Origin of the sequence: Avibacterium sp. 21-594 (genome assembly GCF_026226815.1) — a bacterium.
GTDB lineage: Bacteria > Pseudomonadota > Gammaproteobacteria > Enterobacterales > Pasteurellaceae > Avibacterium > Avibacterium avium.
Genome location: NZ_JAKKOC010000001.1, coordinates 2134359 through 2154086, shown reverse-complemented (window position 1 = coordinate 2154086; position 19728 = coordinate 2134359). Strand labels below are relative to the sequence as shown.

At 41.5% G+C, this 19728-nt stretch carries 15 protein-coding genes and 1 other RNA gene; 5 read left to right on the top strand and 11 right to left on the bottom strand.

What is annotated here, in order from left to right:
- Positions 1–20 precede the first annotated feature (20 nt).
- Positions 21–1625, bottom strand: coding sequence for a bifunctional phosphoribosylaminoimidazolecarboxamide formyltransferase/IMP cyclohydrolase (gene purH / locus L5B76_RS10410; protein ID WP_265755362.1), 1605 nt, complete (start codon positions 1623–1625; stop codon positions 21–23).
- 231 nt (positions 1626–1856) lie between these two features.
- Positions 1857–2264 (bottom strand): DoxX family protein, encoded by a 408-nt coding sequence (locus tag L5B76_RS10405; RefSeq protein WP_103854912.1) that lies wholly within the window; start codon positions 2262–2264, stop codon positions 1857–1859.
- 326 nt (positions 2265–2590) lie between these two features.
- On the opposite strand from L5B76_RS10405, the gene putA reads away from it, so the two are divergent.
- Together putA and putP are read left to right on the top strand one after the other, a co-directional pair.
- Positions 2591–6031: a bifunctional proline dehydrogenase/L-glutamate gamma-semialdehyde dehydrogenase PutA gene (gene putA / locus L5B76_RS10400; RefSeq protein ID WP_265755361.1), complete on the top strand. Its 3441-nt coding sequence runs from the start codon at positions 2591–2593 to the stop codon at positions 6029–6031.
- Between the two features lie 17 nt (positions 6032–6048).
- Entirely contained in the window at positions 6049–7545 is a 1497-nt protein-coding gene (gene putP / locus L5B76_RS10395) for a sodium/proline symporter PutP (protein WP_265755360.1), read from the top strand.
- A 62-nt stretch (positions 7546–7607) separates the two neighbouring features.
- Here the strand turns inward: putP and L5B76_RS10390 are convergent, their stop codons facing one another.
- Positions 7608–8285: a ComEA family DNA-binding protein gene (locus tag L5B76_RS10390; protein ID WP_265755359.1), complete on the bottom strand. Its 678-nt coding sequence runs from the start codon at positions 8283–8285 to the stop codon at positions 7608–7610.
- Positions 8286–8637: 352 nt separating this feature from the next.
- On the opposite strand from L5B76_RS10390, the gene L5B76_RS10385 reads away from it, so the two are divergent.
- The 3 genes from L5B76_RS10385 (at position 8638) to L5B76_RS10375 (ending at position 13104) form a co-directional block, all read left to right on the top strand.
- Positions 8638–9600: a TAXI family TRAP transporter solute-binding subunit gene (locus L5B76_RS10385; protein ID WP_115249366.1), complete on the top strand. Its 963-nt coding sequence runs from the start codon at positions 8638–8640 to the stop codon at positions 9598–9600.
- Positions 9601–9677: 77 nt separating this feature from the next.
- Positions 9678–12314, top strand: coding sequence for a TRAP transporter permease (locus L5B76_RS10380; RefSeq protein WP_265755358.1), 2637 nt, complete (start codon positions 9678–9680; stop codon positions 12312–12314).
- 364 nt (positions 12315–12678) lie between these two features.
- A complete protein-coding gene (locus L5B76_RS10375; RefSeq protein WP_265755357.1) occupies positions 12679–13104 on the top strand; it encodes a universal stress protein in 426 nt (141 codons plus the stop codon).
- A 61-nt stretch (positions 13105–13165) separates the two neighbouring features.
- On the opposite strand, the gene L5B76_RS10370 is transcribed toward L5B76_RS10375, so the two are convergent.
- The 8 genes from L5B76_RS10370 to secF form a co-directional block, all read right to left on the bottom strand.
- Entirely contained in the window at positions 13166–13414 is a 249-nt protein-coding gene (locus L5B76_RS10370; protein WP_265755356.1) for a hypothetical protein, read from the bottom strand.
- A 39-nt stretch (positions 13415–13453) separates the two neighbouring features.
- Positions 13454–13702: a hypothetical protein gene (locus L5B76_RS10365; protein ID WP_265755355.1), complete on the bottom strand. Its 249-nt coding sequence runs from the start codon at positions 13700–13702 to the stop codon at positions 13454–13456.
- Between the two features lie 296 nt (positions 13703–13998).
- Positions 13999–14365, bottom strand: a transfer-messenger RNA (tmRNA) gene (ssrA, locus tag L5B76_RS10360).
- A gap of 182 nt (positions 14366–14547) precedes the next feature.
- Entirely contained in the window at positions 14548–15297 is a 750-nt protein-coding gene (locus tag L5B76_RS10355) for an SDR family oxidoreductase (RefSeq protein WP_265755560.1), read from the bottom strand.
- Positions 15298–15306: 9 nt separating this feature from the next.
- The gene (gene mtgA, locus L5B76_RS10350) at positions 15307–16026 is read right to left on the bottom strand and encodes a monofunctional biosynthetic peptidoglycan transglycosylase (RefSeq protein WP_103852642.1); all 720 of its coding nucleotides are present in this window, start codon (positions 16024–16026) and stop codon (positions 15307–15309) included.
- Entirely contained in the window at positions 16010–16312 is a 303-nt protein-coding gene (gene trpR, locus L5B76_RS10345; RefSeq protein WP_103852641.1) for a trp operon repressor, read from the bottom strand. Before trpR ends, mtgA begins: the two co-directional genes overlap by 17 nt.
- A gap of 49 nt (positions 16313–16361) precedes the next feature.
- Entirely contained in the window at positions 16362–18563 is a 2202-nt protein-coding gene (locus L5B76_RS10340) for a transglycosylase SLT domain-containing protein (RefSeq protein ID WP_265755354.1), read from the bottom strand.
- Positions 18564–18752: 189 nt separating this feature from the next.
- The gene (secF, locus tag L5B76_RS10335; RefSeq protein ID WP_115249361.1) at positions 18753–19721 is read right to left on the bottom strand and encodes a protein translocase subunit SecF; all 969 of its coding nucleotides are present in this window, start codon (positions 19719–19721) and stop codon (positions 18753–18755) included.
- Positions 19722–19728 lie beyond the last annotated feature (7 nt).

The window sequence follows — 19728 nt, the reverse complement described above, 5'->3', positions numbered from 1 at the left end:
TTTTTCTACCCCACTTTTAATTAATGACGGAAATGACGCATTCCCGTTAGCACCATCACCATATTGTGTTCATCTGCGGCATCGATCACTTCTTGATCACGCATTGAGCCGCCTGGGTGAATCACACATTCAATGCCTACTTTGGCTGCGGCATCAATGCCATCACGGAATGGGAAGAACGCATCAGATGCCATTACGCAACCTTTCACTTCCAAGCCTTCATCTTGTGCTTTAATGCCCGCAATTTTGGCTGAATAAACACGGCTCATTTGTCCTGCGCCAATGCCGATGGTTTGATTATCTTTGGCATACACAATGGCATTCGATTTCACAAATTTAGCCACTTTCCAGCAAAATAGTAAATCTTGCAGTTCTTTTTCTGTTGGCTTACGTTTGCTCACCACTTGTAAATCAGCAAGATCGACCATTCCTAAATCGCTATCTTGCACTAATAATCCGCCATTAACTCGTTTAAAATCTAAGCGTTGCTGTGGCTCGCTATGCCATTCACCACATTCTAAAACACGCACATTTTTCTTCGTTTTCAATACGGCTTTCGCTCCCTCTTGCACCACTGGGGCAATAATCACTTCAACAAATTGACGATCAACAATGGCTTGTGCGGTAGCTTCGTCTAAAGGACGGTTAAAGGCAATAATGCCGCCGAAAGCGGAAGTTGGATCGGTTTGATAGGCGCGGTTGTAGGCGTCTAAAATATCCTCGCCTAAGGCAACACCGCAAGGGTTCGCGTGTTTCACGATCACACAAGCAGGTTCATTAAAACTTTTCACACATTCTAGTGCAGCGTCCGTATCGGCAATATTGTTATAAGAAAGGGCTTTGCCTTGTAGCTGTTTTGCGGTGGATACGCTGGCTTCTTTTTGTTCTTTTTCCACATAAAATGCGGCATTTTGATGGCCATTTTCCCCATAACGCATTGTTTGTTTGCGGATAAAATTCAAATTCAAGGTGCGTGGGAATTGTCCGCACAGGGCGTTTTGCTCTTCTTCATCTGCGGCAAAATAAGGTTTCACCAATTTACCAAAATAGTTGGCGATCATCGCATCATATTGTGCGGTATGCTCAAAGGCTTTGATAGCTAAATCAAAACGTGTTTCTAAGGTTAAGCCATTTTGATTTTGATCCATTTCAGCCAAAATCGCAGAAAAATCCTGATTATTCACCACAATCGCCACATCTTTATGATTTTTCGCTGCAGATCGCACCATTGTTGGGCCACCAATATCAATATTTTCTACTGCATCTTCAAGGGTGCAATCTGGTTTTGCCACGGTTTGAGCAAAAGGATAAAGATTCACCACCACCATATCAATGGGATCAATCTGGTGCTGCGCCATTATTTCATCATCAACCCCACGGCGTCCTAAAATACCGCCGTGAACTTTTGGGTGTAAGGTTTTCACTCGTCCGCCCATCATTTCTGGAAAGCCGGTGTAATCAGAGACTTCGATAACGGGTAATCCCTTTTCCATTAACAATTTCGCAGTACCACCTGTGGAAAGCAGTTTCACTCCACGTTGCACTAAGCCTTGAGCAAATTCCACAATACCTGTTTTGTCTGAAACACTGAGTAAAGCCTGACGAATAGGGCGATTTGGTTGCATTGAGATTTCCTTTAATTTAATGAAATGAAAAAACCTCCGCATTATAACGCAATCGTTTGCTTTTATGTAGCACGAAATCAAATTTCTTAACAAAAAACCAACAATTCAAGATTTCCATAGGCAAGGCGTACCAAAAGTGCGGTGCATTTTTGAATTATTTTTCTTAAAAGACAAAAAAACCCGCTAATGCGGGTTAAAATCAACAACTCTAAAAAAGACAAATTAGTTTTATTAGCTCTTCTTGCAAACTTTGTTATCTAATGCAAAAGCGCCTGCACCTAAGAAAACAAAGTTTAAGAAAACTAAAGAATATAACGCAGCAAGCTCACCTTTATTGACGATTGGCAATAACACGTTATCCAAAGAAGCGTGAATTTGGAAATATGCCACCGCCATCATACCAGAAAGAATGAATGCCACTGGGCGGGTAAATAACCCTAAGATCAATAATGCACCACCAACGATTTCTAACACGCCACCAATGCCCATCATTGAAAAGAGTTCCACAGCACCGTTGCCACCTGTCATTGAAACTGGGTATTCAAAGAATTTTGACGTGCCGTGTAATAAAAACATATAGCCTGCAATAATGCGTAATAATCCCAGTGCATAAGGGCTAATTTTATTTAATGAATTCATAATGTTTCCTTTAAAAATAATCTTACTCCAGTAGGAGCGAAAGAGCGCGTATCATAACGGAATTGCATTACCTATACAATTCACAATAATGAAAATCACTTTTTCAAATTAGTTAATAATAAAAGAGAAAAGTGCGGTAAATTTTTTCATTCTTTTTGCTATGATTCTCCCTGCCCTGTTTGAATCCAATCTCCTGAGAAACAACCCGTTTTTTGAACTACATCACAGTTCTGATAATTTTTTGATTTATTCTTAAAAAAATTAGCTACAATCCTTAACGTCTTTTTAACAATTAAAAAACATTTGAAAATAAGTAGGTAAATAAAATGCGTTTTCAATTTCCTCCGCTACCCAGTGTAGAACCTGAACTTCGTAAAATTATCAGCGAGCATTATGATTGCCCTGAACAACCCGCAGTAAATCAATTAATCCAAACCTTAGATTTCACACCACAACAAGAATCTTCCATTGAACAAGTCGCCCGAGAATTAATCGGCAAAATCCGCAATAAAAAACAAAAACATTATGGCGTTGATGCCTTAATGCACGAATTTTCTTTAGGCTGTGATGAGGGCATTGCCTTGATGTGCTTGGCGGAAGCATTGTTGCGTATTCCCGATGCACAAACCCGTTATGATTTAATTAACGATAAACTTCAGCAAGGTAATTGGCAAGCCCATTTGAAAAAATCAGGATCGCTGTTTACCAACGCCGCAAGCCTAGGTTTAATGCTTGGCAATAAAATCAGTGCTAGTTTAGATGAAGAAGCCCTTTCTTCTGCGTTGATGAAAAGTTTCTCTCGCTTTTCCGCACCAGTGATGAAAAAAGCCATTGAAAAAGCAATGGGGATTTTAGGTGAGCAATTTGTTACTGGCGAAACAATGGAAAAAGCCCTAAAAAATATTACTACAAGAGAAAAAATGGGCTATTGTTTTTCCTTTGATATGCTCGGCGAAGCCGCTATGACAATGGAAGATGCGGATAGATATTTGCAAGATTATGTGGACGCCATTCACGCCGTGGGTAAACAATCCGCAGGGCGAGCCTTATATGATGCAAATGGCGTATCAGTGAAATTATCGGCTATCCACCCGCGTTATTCTCGTTCACAACAAGATCGTTTAATGAGCGAAATCTATCCGCGTTTAAAACAGCTTTTTGTTTTGGCAAAACAATATAACATTAGTTTGAACATTGATGCAGAAGAAATGGCACGCCTTGAAATTTCTTTAGATCTGCTCGAAAAATTATTACAAGATCCTGATCTTGCTGGCTTTAATGGTATCGGCTTTGTGGTGCAGGCCTATTCAAAACGCTGTCCTTATGTATTGGATTATATTATTGCGTTAAATCGCCGTTATCAGCGCAAAATGATGGTACGTTTGGTGAAAGGCGCGTATTGGGATAGCGAAATTAAATGGGCGCAAACCGAAGGCGTGCAAGGCTTCCCTGTTTATACACGCAAAGTGCATACGGATATTTCTTATATTAGCTGTGCGAAAAAATTATTAGATGCGCAAGATGCCATTTATCCGCAATTTGCAACGCATAATGTGCAAACCCTAGCCACCATTGCGGAACTGGGTAAAGGCAAAGAATTTGAGTTTCAATGTCTGCACGGAATGGGCGAAACCCTTTACGATAACGTGGTTGGTGAACATCAATTTAATCGCCGTGTGCGGGTATATGCGCCGGTGGGAACCTATGAAACCCTACTCGCCTACCTTGTACGCCGATTGCTAGAAAACGGCGCAAACTCCTCTTTCGTGCATCAATTAGTGGATAACAATATTTCTGTTAATGAACTGATTAAAGCACCGTGGAAAAAATTTGCTCGTTTTAACGGTGCGTCAAATAAAGCCATTAAATTACCGGCGGATCTTTTCCCCCATCGCCGTAATTCCCAAGGCTTTAATTTAAGTGATGAAATCCAACTGGCGGAATTGCAACAACAATTAAATCAAGCTGAATATGCGGACGTGCAATCCCTTTGTGCTGTGCCTGTGCAAGCAGCACAACGTTATCAAGGCCGCAAACCAGCTGATACAGCACAATCTCTGCCTACTTCTACTTTTATGTCGCCAGATGATGTGCCTGCAGTATTTGATGTGCTGCAATCTCGTGTTTGGCAAGACAAAACCGTGGAAGAGCGTGCGACAATTTTAGAAAGAGCGGCGGATTTTTATCAAGAAAATACTGGCTTGTTGCTACGTCTTGCCATTGAAGAAGCAGGCAAAACCTTGCCAAATGCTATTGGGGAACTGCGTGAAGCGGTGGATTTCTTGCGTTATTACGCGGAACAAATCCGTTTATTAGACAGCAAAAATGCCCTCGCACCACCGCTAGGCAATGTGCTATGTATTTCCCCTTGGAATTTCCCTCTGGCAATTTTCACTGGGCAAATCGCCGCAGCCTTGGCAGCAGGCAATAACGTGATTGCAAAACCTGCCGAGCAAACCTCGCTCATTGCTTATTATGCGGTGAAATTATTGCATCAAGCAGGCGTGCCGCAAGAAGCCTTGCAACTCACCTTAGGGGCTGGCGATTTAGGTGCGGCGTTAGTGGCTAAACCCTTTAATGCGGTAATGTTCACAGGCTCAACGGAAGTGGCACATTTAATCAATAAACAGCTTGTGAAACGAGAAGATCAACCCGTGCTCATTGCTGAAACCGGCGGTTTAAACACAATGGTGGTAGATTCTTCCGCTTTATTAGAACAAGTGATTACTGATGTGCTAAGTTCCGCCTTTGATTCCGCAGGCCAACGCTGTTCTGCCTTGCGTATTTTATTAGTGCAAGAAGACATTGCGGATCGTTTATACCAAATGATCACCGAAGCAATGAAAGAATTAGTGATTGGCAACCCAGAGCTGCTCAATACGGATATTGGGCCGGTGATCGATGAAGAAGCAAAAGCCAACTTAATCAATTACCAAACACAAGTGCGGTCGTTTTCTCGCCGATATTTTGAATTGGATTCCCCAACTTCAGGGCATTTTGTCGCGCCAGCCATTTATGAAGTGGATTCTTTGGATCAAATTAATCGTGAAGTGTTCGGGCCTATTCTGCACTTTGTGCGCTATAAAAAAGCGGAATTGGGCGATTATCTGCAAAAAATTAATGCCAAAGGCTATGCCTTAACAGGGGGCTGCCACAGTCGCATCAGCAAAAATGTTGCCTTTGTGCAACAGCATTTAGAATGTGGCAATTTCTACATTAACCGTAATATTGTGGGGGCGGTAGTTGGCGTGCAACCGTTCGGCGGACACGGTTTATCAGGCACAGGCCCGAAAGCGGGCGGTGAGCTTTATGTTCAACGTTTAACCAAAACATCACAATATTATTCATCGGTACTTGCAAAAAACAACGTATTGCCTAGTATTACAGGGGAATTAAATAGCATTGATTATAAAACCACTTCTGTTTTATTACTCGGTCAAGATCACGCTCGTTTAACTGCGGCTTATCAGCGGTTACAACAAGCAGGATTTAATGTTGTTGTAGAAAAAGATAATCCGCTGTTGAGCTATCAATTACCACATCTACAAATCCTAAAAGAAGGACAGCATTTGCAAAAAGCGGTGTTTGTATCGCCGATCGATACCCAAACACGTCAGCGCTTTGCGCAGAATAATCCTGCGATTTTCTGTTTATACGATTGGACAGTCAATCAGGATTTGACCTTGCTATATAACGAATTTTCACGCAGTGAGAATATTTCTGCCGCAGGGGGCAACGCTACCCTAATGGCCATTGAAGAACAATAATTTTATAGGGAGAAAGTATGCAGAATTATCAAATCTACACAGCTTTTGGACTGTATCTTGTTATTATTTTAGGGATTGGGATTTACGCCTATATTTCCACCAAAAATTTTAACGATTACATTTTAGGCGGCCGCAAAATGGGAAGCTTTGTTACCGCAATGTCGGCGGGCGCATCAGATATGTCTGGTTGGTTGCTACTTGGCTTGCCCGGTGCGATTTTCCTTACCGGCTTGTCAGAAGCCTGGATTGCCGTGGGCTTAACTGTCGGGGCATATCTAAATTACCGCATTGTGGCAGGGCGTTTACGGGTTTTCACCGAGCAATATGGCAATGCACTTACCTTACCTGAATATTTTGCAATGCGATTTCCAAAACGAGCAAAATCACTGAAAATTCTGTCTTCTTCAGTGATCTTGTTTTTCTTCACTATTTATTGTGCATCTGGTGTGGTAGCAGGGGCAAAATTATTCCAAAGTTTATTAGGCATTGATTACACCACCGCCTTGATTTTTGGTGCGATGGCAACCATTGCTTACACCTTTATTGGTGGTTATTTAGCGATTTCTTGGAGCGATACCATTCAAGCCTCATTGATGATTTTCGCTTTATTGCTCGCCCCTGTCATCGTGTTGCTCAACATTAGCTGGGAAGAAATCACCCTTGCCCTAGAAGCTAAATCACAACAAACGGGAATCCCTTATTCCAACTGGCTTTACAACGTATCAGGTATTGGCGTGATTTCAGCCCTTTCTTGGGGATTAGGCTACTTCGGGCAACCGCATATTTTAGCCCGTTTTATGGCAGCCAGTTCAGTACAAGCCTTAGATAAAGCCCGCACAATCGGGATCACTTGGATGATCCTCTGCTTAGGCGGCGCTTGTGCCGTGGGGTATTTCGGTTTAGCTTATTTTGAAGTAAAAGGTATCGCCTTAGATTCCGCCGAGTCGGTGTTTATTGAAATTTCCAAAGCCATTTTTAATCCTTGGATTGTGGGTATTGTGCTATCCGCCATTTTAGCGGCAATTATGAGTACCTTATCGGCACAATTCTTAATGTGTTCTGCCGCCATTACCGAAGATTTCTACCACGGTTTCTTACGCAAAAATGCCTCAAGCACGGAATTAGTTTGGGTTGGCCGCGTGATGGTATTGCTTATCGCCATTGTTGCCATTGCCATCGCACAAGATCCGAACTCTAAAGTAATGGGCTTAGTATCCTACGCTTGGGCAGGCTTTGGCGCATCATTTGGGCCATTGGTGATTCTTTCCCTATTTAACCGCAATATCACCTCCAACGCCGCGTTATGGGGAATGTTAGCCGGTGCCGTAACGGTTGTGGCGTGGAAACCGCTAATGACCGCGCTAAACTGGAAAGACATCGCCAACTTATACGAAATTATCCCAGGTTTCTTAGCTTGTTCTTTCGTTACCTTAACTTCATCAATTTTCTCACCAGTAGATAAACAAATCGCTGAGAAATTTGATTCTGCGGTGGAAACCTTTAATCAGCAATAATTGCTTTGTGAAACGAAAAAAGGCTAATCATTTGATTAGCCTTTGTTTTGTTCAAAATAAACTTAGAATGTTAAATAAGGAGCAATTTTTTCAATTGTTGCGGCACCGATGCCTGAAATATTTGACAAATCTTCTACTGATTTAATTTTGCCTACTTTTTCACGGTATTCAACAATGGCTTTTGCTTTCGCTTCACCGATACCTGAAAGGTTTTGTAAGGTTTTCGCATCTGCTTTGTTAATGTTGATTTTCTCACCTGCATAAGATTTCGCTTTTTCAGTGAATGATTTCGCTTTGTCTTTTGCGTTATCTGCGCTTGATTTTACTTTTTCTTTTGCATCTTTTGCTTTTTCTTTAGCCTCTTTCGCTTTTTCAGATGCTTTTTCTTTCACTTTATCGGTGAGCGATTTATCTTTTGACGCTTTATCTGTTAAAGATTCTTTGGCAGATTTTGCTTTATTTTCTACCGCACTTTTGGCATCAGCTGCTTTTTCTTTAGCTTTTGCTACTTTTTCACTTGCCGATGATTTTGCAGCATTCGCTTTTTCTTTCGCCGCATCTTTCACTACGATTGTTTTTTTAGTAGCTTGTTCTTTCACTAAATCTTTTGCTTTTGATGCGCTATCTTGTTTCATTGATTGCGCAGTGGTTTTTGCATTTGCCAATGGATTTTCTGCTAATGCAACGCCTGAAGTAGCAACGGCAAAACTTAATGCTAATACAGATTTTAATAATTTCATCTTAACTCCTTAAGTAGAATAATTTTTTATAAAAATAGCCATACTTATAAATGAAACGTATAAGTAACAGGCAACAAATTGCTCTAATGATATTTTATAGATGCTTTTCTTAGTGTGTTAATTCGTGCAAAAGTTCATTTATTCCTGTTTGAAATTATAAAAATTCGCAAAATTTCTTCCGCACTTTAAGGCGATTTATCGAAAAAAATGATTGCAACGAAAGGTAATCTAGGGTATATCTTTATCCCGTCTGTAAAATTTTTGTTAATTTTGGGACTCACAACATCTTTAAGGCAAGCTTTGCGTTCGCAAGTTCGCCTTTAATAGAAACTAAATATGCAAAGGAGTAAAAATGAAGAAATTATTAAAACTCTCTCTTATCGCGGGTGTGGCAGCCACCTCTTTTTCTGTGCAAGCAGAAGATAAGTTTGTAACCATCGGGACTGGTGGTCAAACTGGGGTTTACTATGTGGTTGGTCAATCAATCTGTCAATTAGTGAACCGCGATACTGCAAAAACTCATATTAAATGTAACGCGCCTTCAACAGGTGGTTCTGTGGCAAACTTAAATGCGATTGCTGCAGATCAAATGGAAATGGGTATTGCACAATCAGACTGGCAATATCACGCTTACCACGGTACAAGCTCCTTTGCGGGTAAGAAAAATGATAAATTGCGTGCAGTGTTTTCAATTCACCCTGAGCCGTTTACTTTAATGGCGCGTGATGATTCAAATATCAATTCTTTTGATGATTTGAAAGGTAAACGTGTGAATGTGGGCGATCCGGGTTCTGGTACGCGTGCAACAATGAATGTGATCTTGGCTGCGAAAGGCTGGACAGACAAAGAATTTAAAGTGGCGTCTGAATTAAAACCTGCAGAAATGGCATCGGTAATGTGTGATAACAATCTTGATGCGATTACCTATAACGTAGGTCACCCAAATGGTGCGTTGAAAGAAGCTGCGGCTTCTTGTAATGCTCATCTTGTTCCTGTAACAGGTGAAGCGATTGATCGTTTAGTGGCGGCAAATCCTTACTATGCGAAAGCAACTATTCCGGGTGGACTATATCGTGGTACAGATAATCCAGTAGAAAGTTTCGGTGTGTATGCAACCCTAGTCACTTCTGCTGATGTGCCAGAAGATAAAGTTTATGCCGCAGTTAAAGCGGTGTTTGATAACTTTGATCGTTTCAAACGTTTACACCCTGCGTTCGCCAATCTTAAAGAAGAAGATATGATTAAAAACGCACTTTCTGCGCCATTACACGAAGGTGCGGTGCGTTACTACAAAGAACGCGGTTGGTTACAATAATCTCATCTTTATTATTTAGGCAGGCTTAGCCCTGCCTTTTTCCGTTTTCATTCATTTAAAAATTTTCGGGAGATTTTATGTCCGAATCCACAAAAAAAATGGATTACGATGATCTGCAAGATATGGTCGCCTCCAATGATTCAGGTGGACGAAATCCTACGGGCGCAAGCAGAAAACTCATTGTAATTACCGCGATTTTATGGTCGGTTTTCCAACTTTATTACACCTCCCCTGTGCCATTTTGGCTACAAGAAGTGGTGCGCAATTGGGGGCTGGATATTAACGTGGTGATCGATGACACCAAGGCGCGTTCGATCCACCTTGCCTTTGCATTGTTCTTGGCCTATTTATCGTTCCCTGCTTTTGCGACCTCGCCAAAACACCGTATTCCGTTGTTAGATTGGTTTTTTGCCACCCTTGGGGCATTTTTAGGCGCCTATTACATTTTCTTTTATGAAGGTTTAGTCACACGTTTCGGCGCACCCAATACGCAAGATATTATTGCTGGCTGTCTAGGCGTGTTATTGCTGTTAGAAGCCTGTCGCCGTAGCCTTGGCTTGCCTTTGGTGATTATCGCCAGTGTGTTTTTGGCTTATAACTACTTCGGACAGTTCCTGCCAACAGATTGGATCATCAGCCACCGCTCGGGATCACTTTCACAAATGGTGAACCAACAATGGGTAACCACGGAAGGCGTGTTTGGTGTGGCATTAGGGGTTTCTACCAAATATGTTTTCCTGTTTGTGTTATTTGGTGCATTGCTCGATAAAGCGGGCGCGGGTAACTATTTCATTAAAACCGCTTTTGCTTATCTTGGACATCTGCGTGGTGGGCCAGCGAAAGCGGCTGTGGTGTCATCTGGCTTAACGGGGCTAATTTCAGGCTCATCTATCGCTAACGTAGTAACCACTGGAACATTCACCATTCCAATGATGAAACGCGTGGGCTTTTCGGCAGAAAAAGCAGGCGCGGTAGAAGTGGCTTCATCGGTAAATGGACAAATTATGCCACCGGTAATGGGTGCTGCGGCTTTCTTGATGATCGAATATGTCAATATGCCATATAGCCAACTCATCACCTATGCGGCACTGCCTGCATTGATTTCTTATATTGCATTGGTTTATATCGTGCATTTAGAAGCATTAAAAATGAACTTGCACGGCTTGCCAAGAACCGATCCGCCAAATCCATTTTTAGTGACCTTGCTAAAATTGGTCAGCACTATTTTAGTGGTGATTGGCTTAGTGATTGGCGTGGAATTTGGTTTAGGCTGGTTGAAAACCGTTGCACCTGATCATAGTTTCTTAATCGTTGCGGTGTTATTGGCGCTGATTTATCTCGCCTTAATTCGCCGTGTGGCACAATTCCCTGATTTAGAAATTGATGATCCTAATTCTCCAGTGGTAAAACTGCCGTCCGCCAAACCAACAGTAAATGCAGGCTTACATTATTTAATTCCTGTTGTGGTGCTAATTTGGTGCTTAATGGTCGAAATGCTTTCACCAGGGCTATCTGCTTTCTGGGGAACGGTAACCTTGATGATCATTTTAGTCACTCAGCATCCGTTACTAAACTTCTTCCGTAACAAACCGATCACAAAAGATCTGTTTAAACAAGGCATTGATGCCCTTGTTGATGGTTTAGAAACGGGTGCACGTAATATGATCGGGATTGGTATCGCCACCGCAACCGCGGGAATTATTGTCGGCGTTGTTTCACTCACTGGTTTTGGTGTACAGCTCTCTGGCATTATTGAAATGCTCTCAATGGGTAACATTTTGCTTATGCTTATCCTTGTGGCCGTATTCAGCTTAATTCTCGGAATGGGCTTGCCAACCACGGCTAACTATATCGTGGTGTCATCTTTAATGGCATTAGTGATTGTAGAAGTGGGTAAACAAAATGGCTTAATCGTACCGCTGATCGCCGTACATTTATTCGTATTCTACTTCGGAATTATGGCTGACGTAACGCCACCTGTGGGGCTGGCCTCTTTCGCTGCGGCAGCGGTATCTGGCGGCAATCCGATTAAAACAGGTTTAGTGGCATTCTTTTACAGCCTAAGAACGGCGATCTTGCCATTCTTATTCATCTTTAATACGGATCTGCTATTAATCGATGTGGGCTGGGCTAAAGGCATACTGGTTGCAGTGGTATCCACCATTGCCATACTTGCCTTTACTTCCGCCACAATGAATTATTTCATCACTAAGAACAAAGTGTGGGAAACTCTTGCCCTTATTTTTGCGGCATTTATTATTTTCCGCCCTGGCTTCTTTATGGAATATATTTCGCCAACTTCTTATCACATTGAGCCAGTGCATTTGGCACAAGAGTTGGAAAAAGTGCCAGTTGATGAAAAAATTACCGTCAAAGTGGCCGGCACCAATCCTTATGGAAAACAAATTGAGTTCTATTCTGAACTCAGCGTGCCAGAAGGGAAAACCGGTGAAGAGCGCCTGAATAAACTCGGCTTAACCTTGCTCAATACCGATGAAACCATTGAAATTGATGGCAAAGCGACACCAAAAGTCATTATTGATATGGTTGAAATTGATTCTCCTGCCGCCAAAGCAGGCTTAAATTGGGATCAAACCCTGCTCGATATTTCTTTACCAAAAGTGGCCATCGCCAAAGAATGGATGTTCATTCCGGGCTTGTTGATTATTCTTCTTGTTGGATTTAATCAACGCCGTAGAGCGAAAAAACAATAAAAAATTAACCGCACTTTGTTAGGGTCTGTTGATAACTCATTTTGCATTTGAGTTATCGTTTAAAATTAGCGTAATCGCGGCGCAGTTTAAAACCAAGAGTGGTTCTCTTGGTGAGAACTGCAACAAAGAGTACGCAAATTTTAAAGCTAACCCGAAGGGCTGGGGCTATTTTTTGTGATAACTGTGTTGAACGTGGTTCGTTTAGAATGGCTAAACTTCACCCCGCTCGCCTTGTTCTCACAAAAAATAGCCACCAGCTCAAATGCAAAATGAGTTATCAACAGACCCTAAAGTGCGGTCAAAATTTTATGAAATTAGCAAAATATAAAACGCACAAACCGCAACCCAATAAAAGGATCTTATTATGTACAACAAACTGCTTATCGCTATTGATCTCAGCAATCTGAAAAGCGCAAAATATGTGGTGGACACCGCTCTTCAGCTCACCAACCACAATCCTAACGCCATTTACCGTGTCGCGACCATTATCGAACCCATTGACGACAGCTTTATCTCCGCATTCTTACCAAAAAACTTTGACAAATCAGTCATCGAAGAAGCCAACAAAACCCTACACGATTTCACCAAAGCCCACTTTCCCGAAGGTTCAAAAGTACAACATATTGTTGCTCACGGCACGATTTATGAAGAAATCAACCGCATCGCCGATGAAAAAGAAGTGGATCTCATTATTATGCTCGCCAGCAGCAAACCAAACGCCAAAGGCTTAAGCAGCAACACAGTAAAAGTTGCCCGCCACGGTAAAAAACCAATTTTAATTTTACGATAATGTAAATAAATCAATAAAAAGCGGAAGAACTTCCGCTTTTTTTAACTTGATATTTTTCTCTCTAAAAGAACCAATTGGCGCTTACACTATCTTCTGTTAAATAAACCAATAAAGAACGGATAGTCCATTTTGCAGATCTTTCTAAAATAGATAAACTATTTTCAATAGATTTAAAAGATTTATTCGTTTCCGTAGCAAAATTACGAGCTTTAACTATAGATTGCTCAAGCCTTTTATTGAACTGAACACTATTTAGCCCTAATAAAATATTTAGTTGTCCTAACGACCCAGCCATCTTATTTTCTCCCATAAAAAACCTCGCAAAAGCGAGGTTTTCTCTAACATAAACTTATTTTTTATTTTTAGGTTTCAGATACCAATATAATAACGCAGTTCCCCCACCACCAACGACCAATCCAACAAGCAATGACTTGAGCACTACCATTCTAGCTGAACCATTTTCTGGAGAAAAAAGCCATTCTACCCCACCTATCGCAAAAACAATAAGTACAGGAATCATTAACCAAGCAATAATATAAAGCCAAAAGCCAATAATCTCAGTAAAAAGATAGTCCACTTGCTTGCTGTATTTTTTCATTTACTTTCTCCTATAATATAGGCATAAAATCTACTAAATCCCCACGGACATAGTTGATACCTAGTTAAATAACATTGCTGTAACGGTAAGTTGTTTAACTGTTCGCACCATATAAATCCTATCTTCTCATCATTTTAGTAGTAAGAACTCTTGCTACTAAAAATCTTACTACTATTTTTACTACTAAAATTTTGAATTTATATGATACTGACTGATACTTTATGACACAATAAAAAGCTCAAACCCTTATTTTACCTAAGATTTTGAGCCATTTGACACTTGATGAGATATTTGAGTGGTGGAGCTGGGGGGAGTTGAACCCCCGTCCGAAATTACTCTACCTTCAGCACTACACGTTTAGTCTAGTCTTTAATTTCACTTAACCACTGCGGACAGACACGCGATAGCTAAGCTAGCTTGATTCAATTTAACGTTTCGATCCTCAAGCGGAGGCGTCCACGCGATCTCGTTTGGGTTTGACTCCTCTTGATCCCCGTCTTACGAGCGGAAGCTGGGGAGAGAAGGCTATGAGCAGGTTATTAAGCTGCTAAAGCGTATTGTTCGTCGTTTGCGACTATTTTTTTGCGGTTTATTTACGAGGCCAACCGCACCTCGACGTGCACCTTGGGCTTCGCTAATCCCGTCGAATCCAGAATCAGCCCCAAAACTCGCATATTCTAGCAAGAAGTGCGGTGAAATTCAAAGTGGTTTTGCCATAAAAAGTCTGACAATATAACATTCAGTGAGCCAATCCACGCAAAATTTATAAAAATCTATTAATTTTTAGCTTAGAGAATCTCAATTCCTCAAAAAAGCTCAAAATTTCCACCGCACTTTTAAACCAATTACTCTCTCACCACATTCAACGCTGAGAAACTTTGTGCTACGGGCATTATTTCAATGCGATTGATATTAACGTGGGCGGGTTGTTGGTAGATCCATAGCACGGTGTTGGCGATGTCTATTGGCTCAATGGGTTGTACGTTGGCATAGACGCTGGCGGCTTTGCTGTCATCGCCTTTGAAACGTACATTAGAAAATTCAGTGCCGCCGCATAACCCCGGTTCTACGTTGGTTACGCGCACCTTCGTACCAGCTAAATCAGCGCGTAAATTCAAGCTAAATTGTTCCACAAACGCCTTGGTTGCGCCGTAAACGTTGCCGCCTGGGTAAGGATATGTGCCTGCGATTGAGCCTAAATTGATAATATGCCCTTGTTGGCGTTCCACCATTTGCGGTAGCACTTTGCGGGTGAGATAGGTTAAGCCCACAATGTTGGTGTTGATCATTGTTAGCCAATCATCAAAATTGGCTTGATGTGCAGGCTCTAAACCTAGCGCTAAACCTGCGTTATTCACGAGCAAATCAATTTGTTGGAATGCTTCAGGAAGCTTGGAGAGTGCGCAATCAATTTCGCTTAAATTATTCATATCCATTTGTAATGGAAAGAAATTTTCGCCTAACTCTGCTTGTAACTTTTCCAGTTTTTCTAAACGGCGAGCCGCGCCAATCACCTTATATCCTGATTTAATAAACACTTCGCACATTGCTTTACCAAAGCCTGCCGATGCGCCTGTAATTAAAATCGCCATAATTCCCCCTATCTAGTTTAGTTGAGTTAAATATCCCTTACCTAAGGCATTCATTTGTCGCATAATCCAACGTTGTTTTTTCTGCACAAACGCGCTGGGTTTATTTGCTTTAAATATGATTGGATTAGGCAACACCGCTGCCAATAACGCCGCTTCTTGCTGATTAAGCTGTTTCGCCGATTTTTTAAAATAGGCTTGGCTGGCGGCTTCAACGCCAAAAATGCCATTACCAAATTCAGCAATGTTTAAATAGACTTCTAAAATCCGTTTTTTTGACCAAAGCAGCTCTACCATTAAGGTGGTCGGCAATTCAATGCCTTTGCGTAGCCAGCTTTGTCCGTGCCATAGGTATAAATTTTTTACGGTTTGCTGTGAGATAGTCGAGCCACCCCGCACTTTTGTCGATTTTTTATTGTATTTCAATGCCTTATCGATAGCGTCCCAATCAATCCCGTGATGCTGAGCAAATTTTTGATCTTCGGCGGCAATAACGGCTAATTGCATTTGCCACGAAATTTTATCTAAGCTCACCCATTGATATTTAATGGGATAACTTTCACCGTTTAAAAGATGACTCACTTTCTGCTGTGCCATATAGGAAGAAAATGGTACAGGCACAACACGAAATAGCAAAGTTATGCCTAAAAAAGCTGCGAACGCATAGAAAGAATAACGCAAGATTCTTTGTTTAATGCGCTGCAACCATTTTGGCTTTTTATTCTTTCTGCCCATCAAGCTGTTCTTTTACCCATTGCATAAACTCAGGTGGCATTGTTTTGATCATATTTGATCCCCTTGTAATGGTTGCCGCGCTGGTGTTCAGATTTTGTTGAATTTCACGTTGTGAGCAGCGCTTATCTAATAACTGCGCTACAATTTGTAAACGCAGGCCTACTGCATCTCGTTCGTCTGCAGTAAGTAGCAGCGTGAGTAATTCTTGTTCTTTATTTTGTGCAAACGCAGTGCGTAAAATCTCGATAAATGCCTGCCATTGATCCATATTTTTGCTCACATACATAGCTTTCTCCTAGGATTAAAACGTTTCACTGTGCTATTAAACTACTTCACTAGTATAATCTATTCTGTTCGGCTTGGGTAAATTTTTCTGCCTTTTCTCCTTGCAACAGTTGGTAATAATAATCGTAAGCTAGCACATTTTGCACATATCCACGGGTTTCATAAAAAGGAATGGTGGCGATAAATTCTGCCATTGTGAGCTTGCCATTAGATTTTGCCAGCCAGCTATCAACACGCCGTGCGCCTGCGTTGTAAGCTGCAGCAATTAAAATGCGATTATTGCCATATTTTTCTGCAAGCTGATTAAGATGGGTTGTGCCAAGCATAATATTATCAATCGGATCAAAGAGTTGGCTCTCTTTTCTATAAGGGAGTTGATCTTGCTCTGCGGTGAGCTTCGCCGTGCTTGGCAACAGTTGCATCAATCCGCGCGCATTGGCAGAAGAGGTTACATTTGCGCGCCACGCACTTTCTTGTCGAGCGATTGCCATAGCAAAAGTGCGGTGGATTTTTGCGTTATTTTTATTATTGATGAACAAATCAAACCACGTTTGGTAAGCGTTAGGTAAACGTAAGGCAATATAATCCCACGCTTTCGCTTGAATCGTGGCTTCCACTTGTAAATCAGCCCACTGATTTTGCTCAGCATATTGAGCTAAGGCAAGTTTGCCCGCAAAATCTGAACTATCTAACAATGCTCGCCATTCACGCTGAATATTGGCACGATCATTGACCGCCTGTAACTCATTAATGCGTGCAAATTGCTGAGCATAGCGCTGTGAATCTTGTTCATTTGACGAGAAAGTTTTCATCGTTGGCTGATAATCCACGCCCAAACGCTGTGCTGCAAGCATTGGGTAAAATCCCCGTGCATTTTGCTGCATTTGCTGCCAAATCTGTGTGGCTTGCGCGGTTTTTCCTTGCTGGAATAACACTTCACCTTGCCAATATCGCCATTCATCTTTCTGTTTACCCTGTTCCGAAAGCAAATTTAACCAAGGTTGAATCTCTGCTTTTTCACGCACTGCCACACGAATACGGCGTTCAGTTTGTTTATCTTCCTTTAAGGTTTGCAGGGTTGCATCACGCCATTGCTGAATAGACGGATTTTCGCTATCAAAAAGCTGGCTCACCAAGGCAGATTGCCAGCCTTGAGTTTGCGCAGGCGATAAATTAAAGCGAGCTGCCCATTGTTGTAATTGGGCAAAAGGGGCGCTGACATTGAGTTGATTTTCCGTAATGGTTTTGATGAAACGAGGCATTACGGCAAGCAAAATCTGTTTATTTTCATCATTGGCAGGCAAATTTTCTATATAAAAAGCGTTGCTTGGAGAAAGCAATAAACGCGGTGATTTCAATAAGTTAGCCAGATTGGTCAGCCAAGTTTTTAATTCGGCATCTCGTGTAAGCGCTGCCAATTCGCTAATTAAGGCACGATTATTTTTTTCTACGGCAAGCAGGGCGCGCTGTTTGATTAACTCTTCCGTAATTACGCTGTGATCGTAGGCTTGCTGGAAAATAGCTTGGCATTGCGTGGGTGAACTGTTTCCTGTGAGCCATAACTCTTTGATTTTTATCGCAAGTGCGGTGTTTTTTTCTATAATTTTGTCCGCTGTCGCCTCTGGCTCTGTTTGTGATGAAGATTGTTTTTCTTGCTGTTGTGCTGTCATCACAATGCAAGAGGCGCTGTTATCTTTGGGTAAATCGTTCACATTGGCTAAAATCCCCCGCCAATTTTGGGTATCGTATTGTTGTTGCAGCCAATAATTAGGCAAATTCTTGAGCGTAAAATCAGGATATTTCTTCGCAAAATCAATAACTTCATCAAAAGACAAGGCGGCTTTTTTCGCGGTTAGAAATTGATGTTCCGCATAAGGTAAGAGCGGATAATCTTGCAGCTGAGCCAATAATCCTTTGGCTATATCTAGTGTAGTTTCACTTTGGGAAAGGGCTAAATATTGTTGCAGTTTGCGATAAATTTCTCGTTCGCGCGCCAGTTTTTGTTGGCTTACTAACAATGCTTTTGCAGCATCATTATTTTCAGGGCTAGCATTAGCTTTATTTACATTTTGCCCCTCTGTGATATTTTGCTTTTCCGTTACGTTTTGCGCTTGCTTTACATTTTCTGCCGCTTTTATTTCTGTATTTTGTGCGGCTAAATTCACTGCACGAGCTGGCTGTGCTGAATTTCCCCACACGAAAAGGGAAAGCGAAGATAAACTTAAGGCAAGCAAGGTTTGGGTAAATTTCATAATATTCCTTTTTACGGCACTTTTTAGATAGGATAAAAATTGGGTAAAAACCACCGCACTTTTGTGCTGTTGTAATGGCTATTTCATAACTACATTTATAAACAAAAGCCCGAATAAATCGGGCTTAAAATCTAACTGATTATTAGACCGCACTTGGCTAAAAAAGTGCGGTGAAATTTTTAGAAGTTTTTACGGCAATTCGTCAATATCGTCTTTATTCACTTTTTGAATCACCATATGTTCACGTCTTAAGCCCAGATCATAGGCGATACTAATAGCAATATAAATGGTTGAGTAAGTACCAAAGCCGATACCGATTAAAAGCGCCAATGAGAAACTATGGATCGTAGGCCCACCAAACACAAACAGCGCGATCACCACGAAAAGCGTTGTGATCGATGTCATCAAGGTTCTTGATAGGGTTTGGGTAAGTGAAATATCAATAATATCCACGGTGTCAATACGGCGAATTTTACGGAAGTTTTCACGCACACGGTCAAATACTACGATACTATCGTTCAGTGAGTATCCCACCACCGATAAAATGGCTGCCACAAAGGTGAGATCCATTTCGATTTGGAAATAAGAAAAGATCCCAAGAGTTACAATCACATCGTGCGCAAGAGCAACAATCCCACCTGCTGCTAAACGCCATTCAAAGCGGAATGCAATGTAGGCAAGCAACATTAATAAGGTGATTAATGTCGCATAAATCGCGCCTTGGGTAAGTTCTTCACCCACATTTGGGCCAACAAATTCCACGCTGCGAATTTGGATATCATTATCCAATTTGCTGAGCATTCCTTTGATTTGCGTGCCAATATCCGCGCCCCCTGCCGAAGCTGAAAGACGGATCATTACATCACGCACACCACCTGTAGTTTGCACTAATGGGCTTTCGATACCATTTTCTTTTAAGGTGGCACGGATTTTTTCTAAATCAGCGGGTTGGGAAAAATGCGTATCCACCACTGTACCGCCAGTGAAATCCAAGCCCCAGTTAAAGCCTTTGGTTACAATGCTTGTAATACAAAGTGCGGTAACAATTAATGAGAAAATATAACCCACAAGGCGGTAGCGCATAAATGGGATAAGCTTGAATGGCAAGATTACCCCTTTATATTCATTCACTTTTTTATCTTTTGCAAATAAGCTCATCGTAACC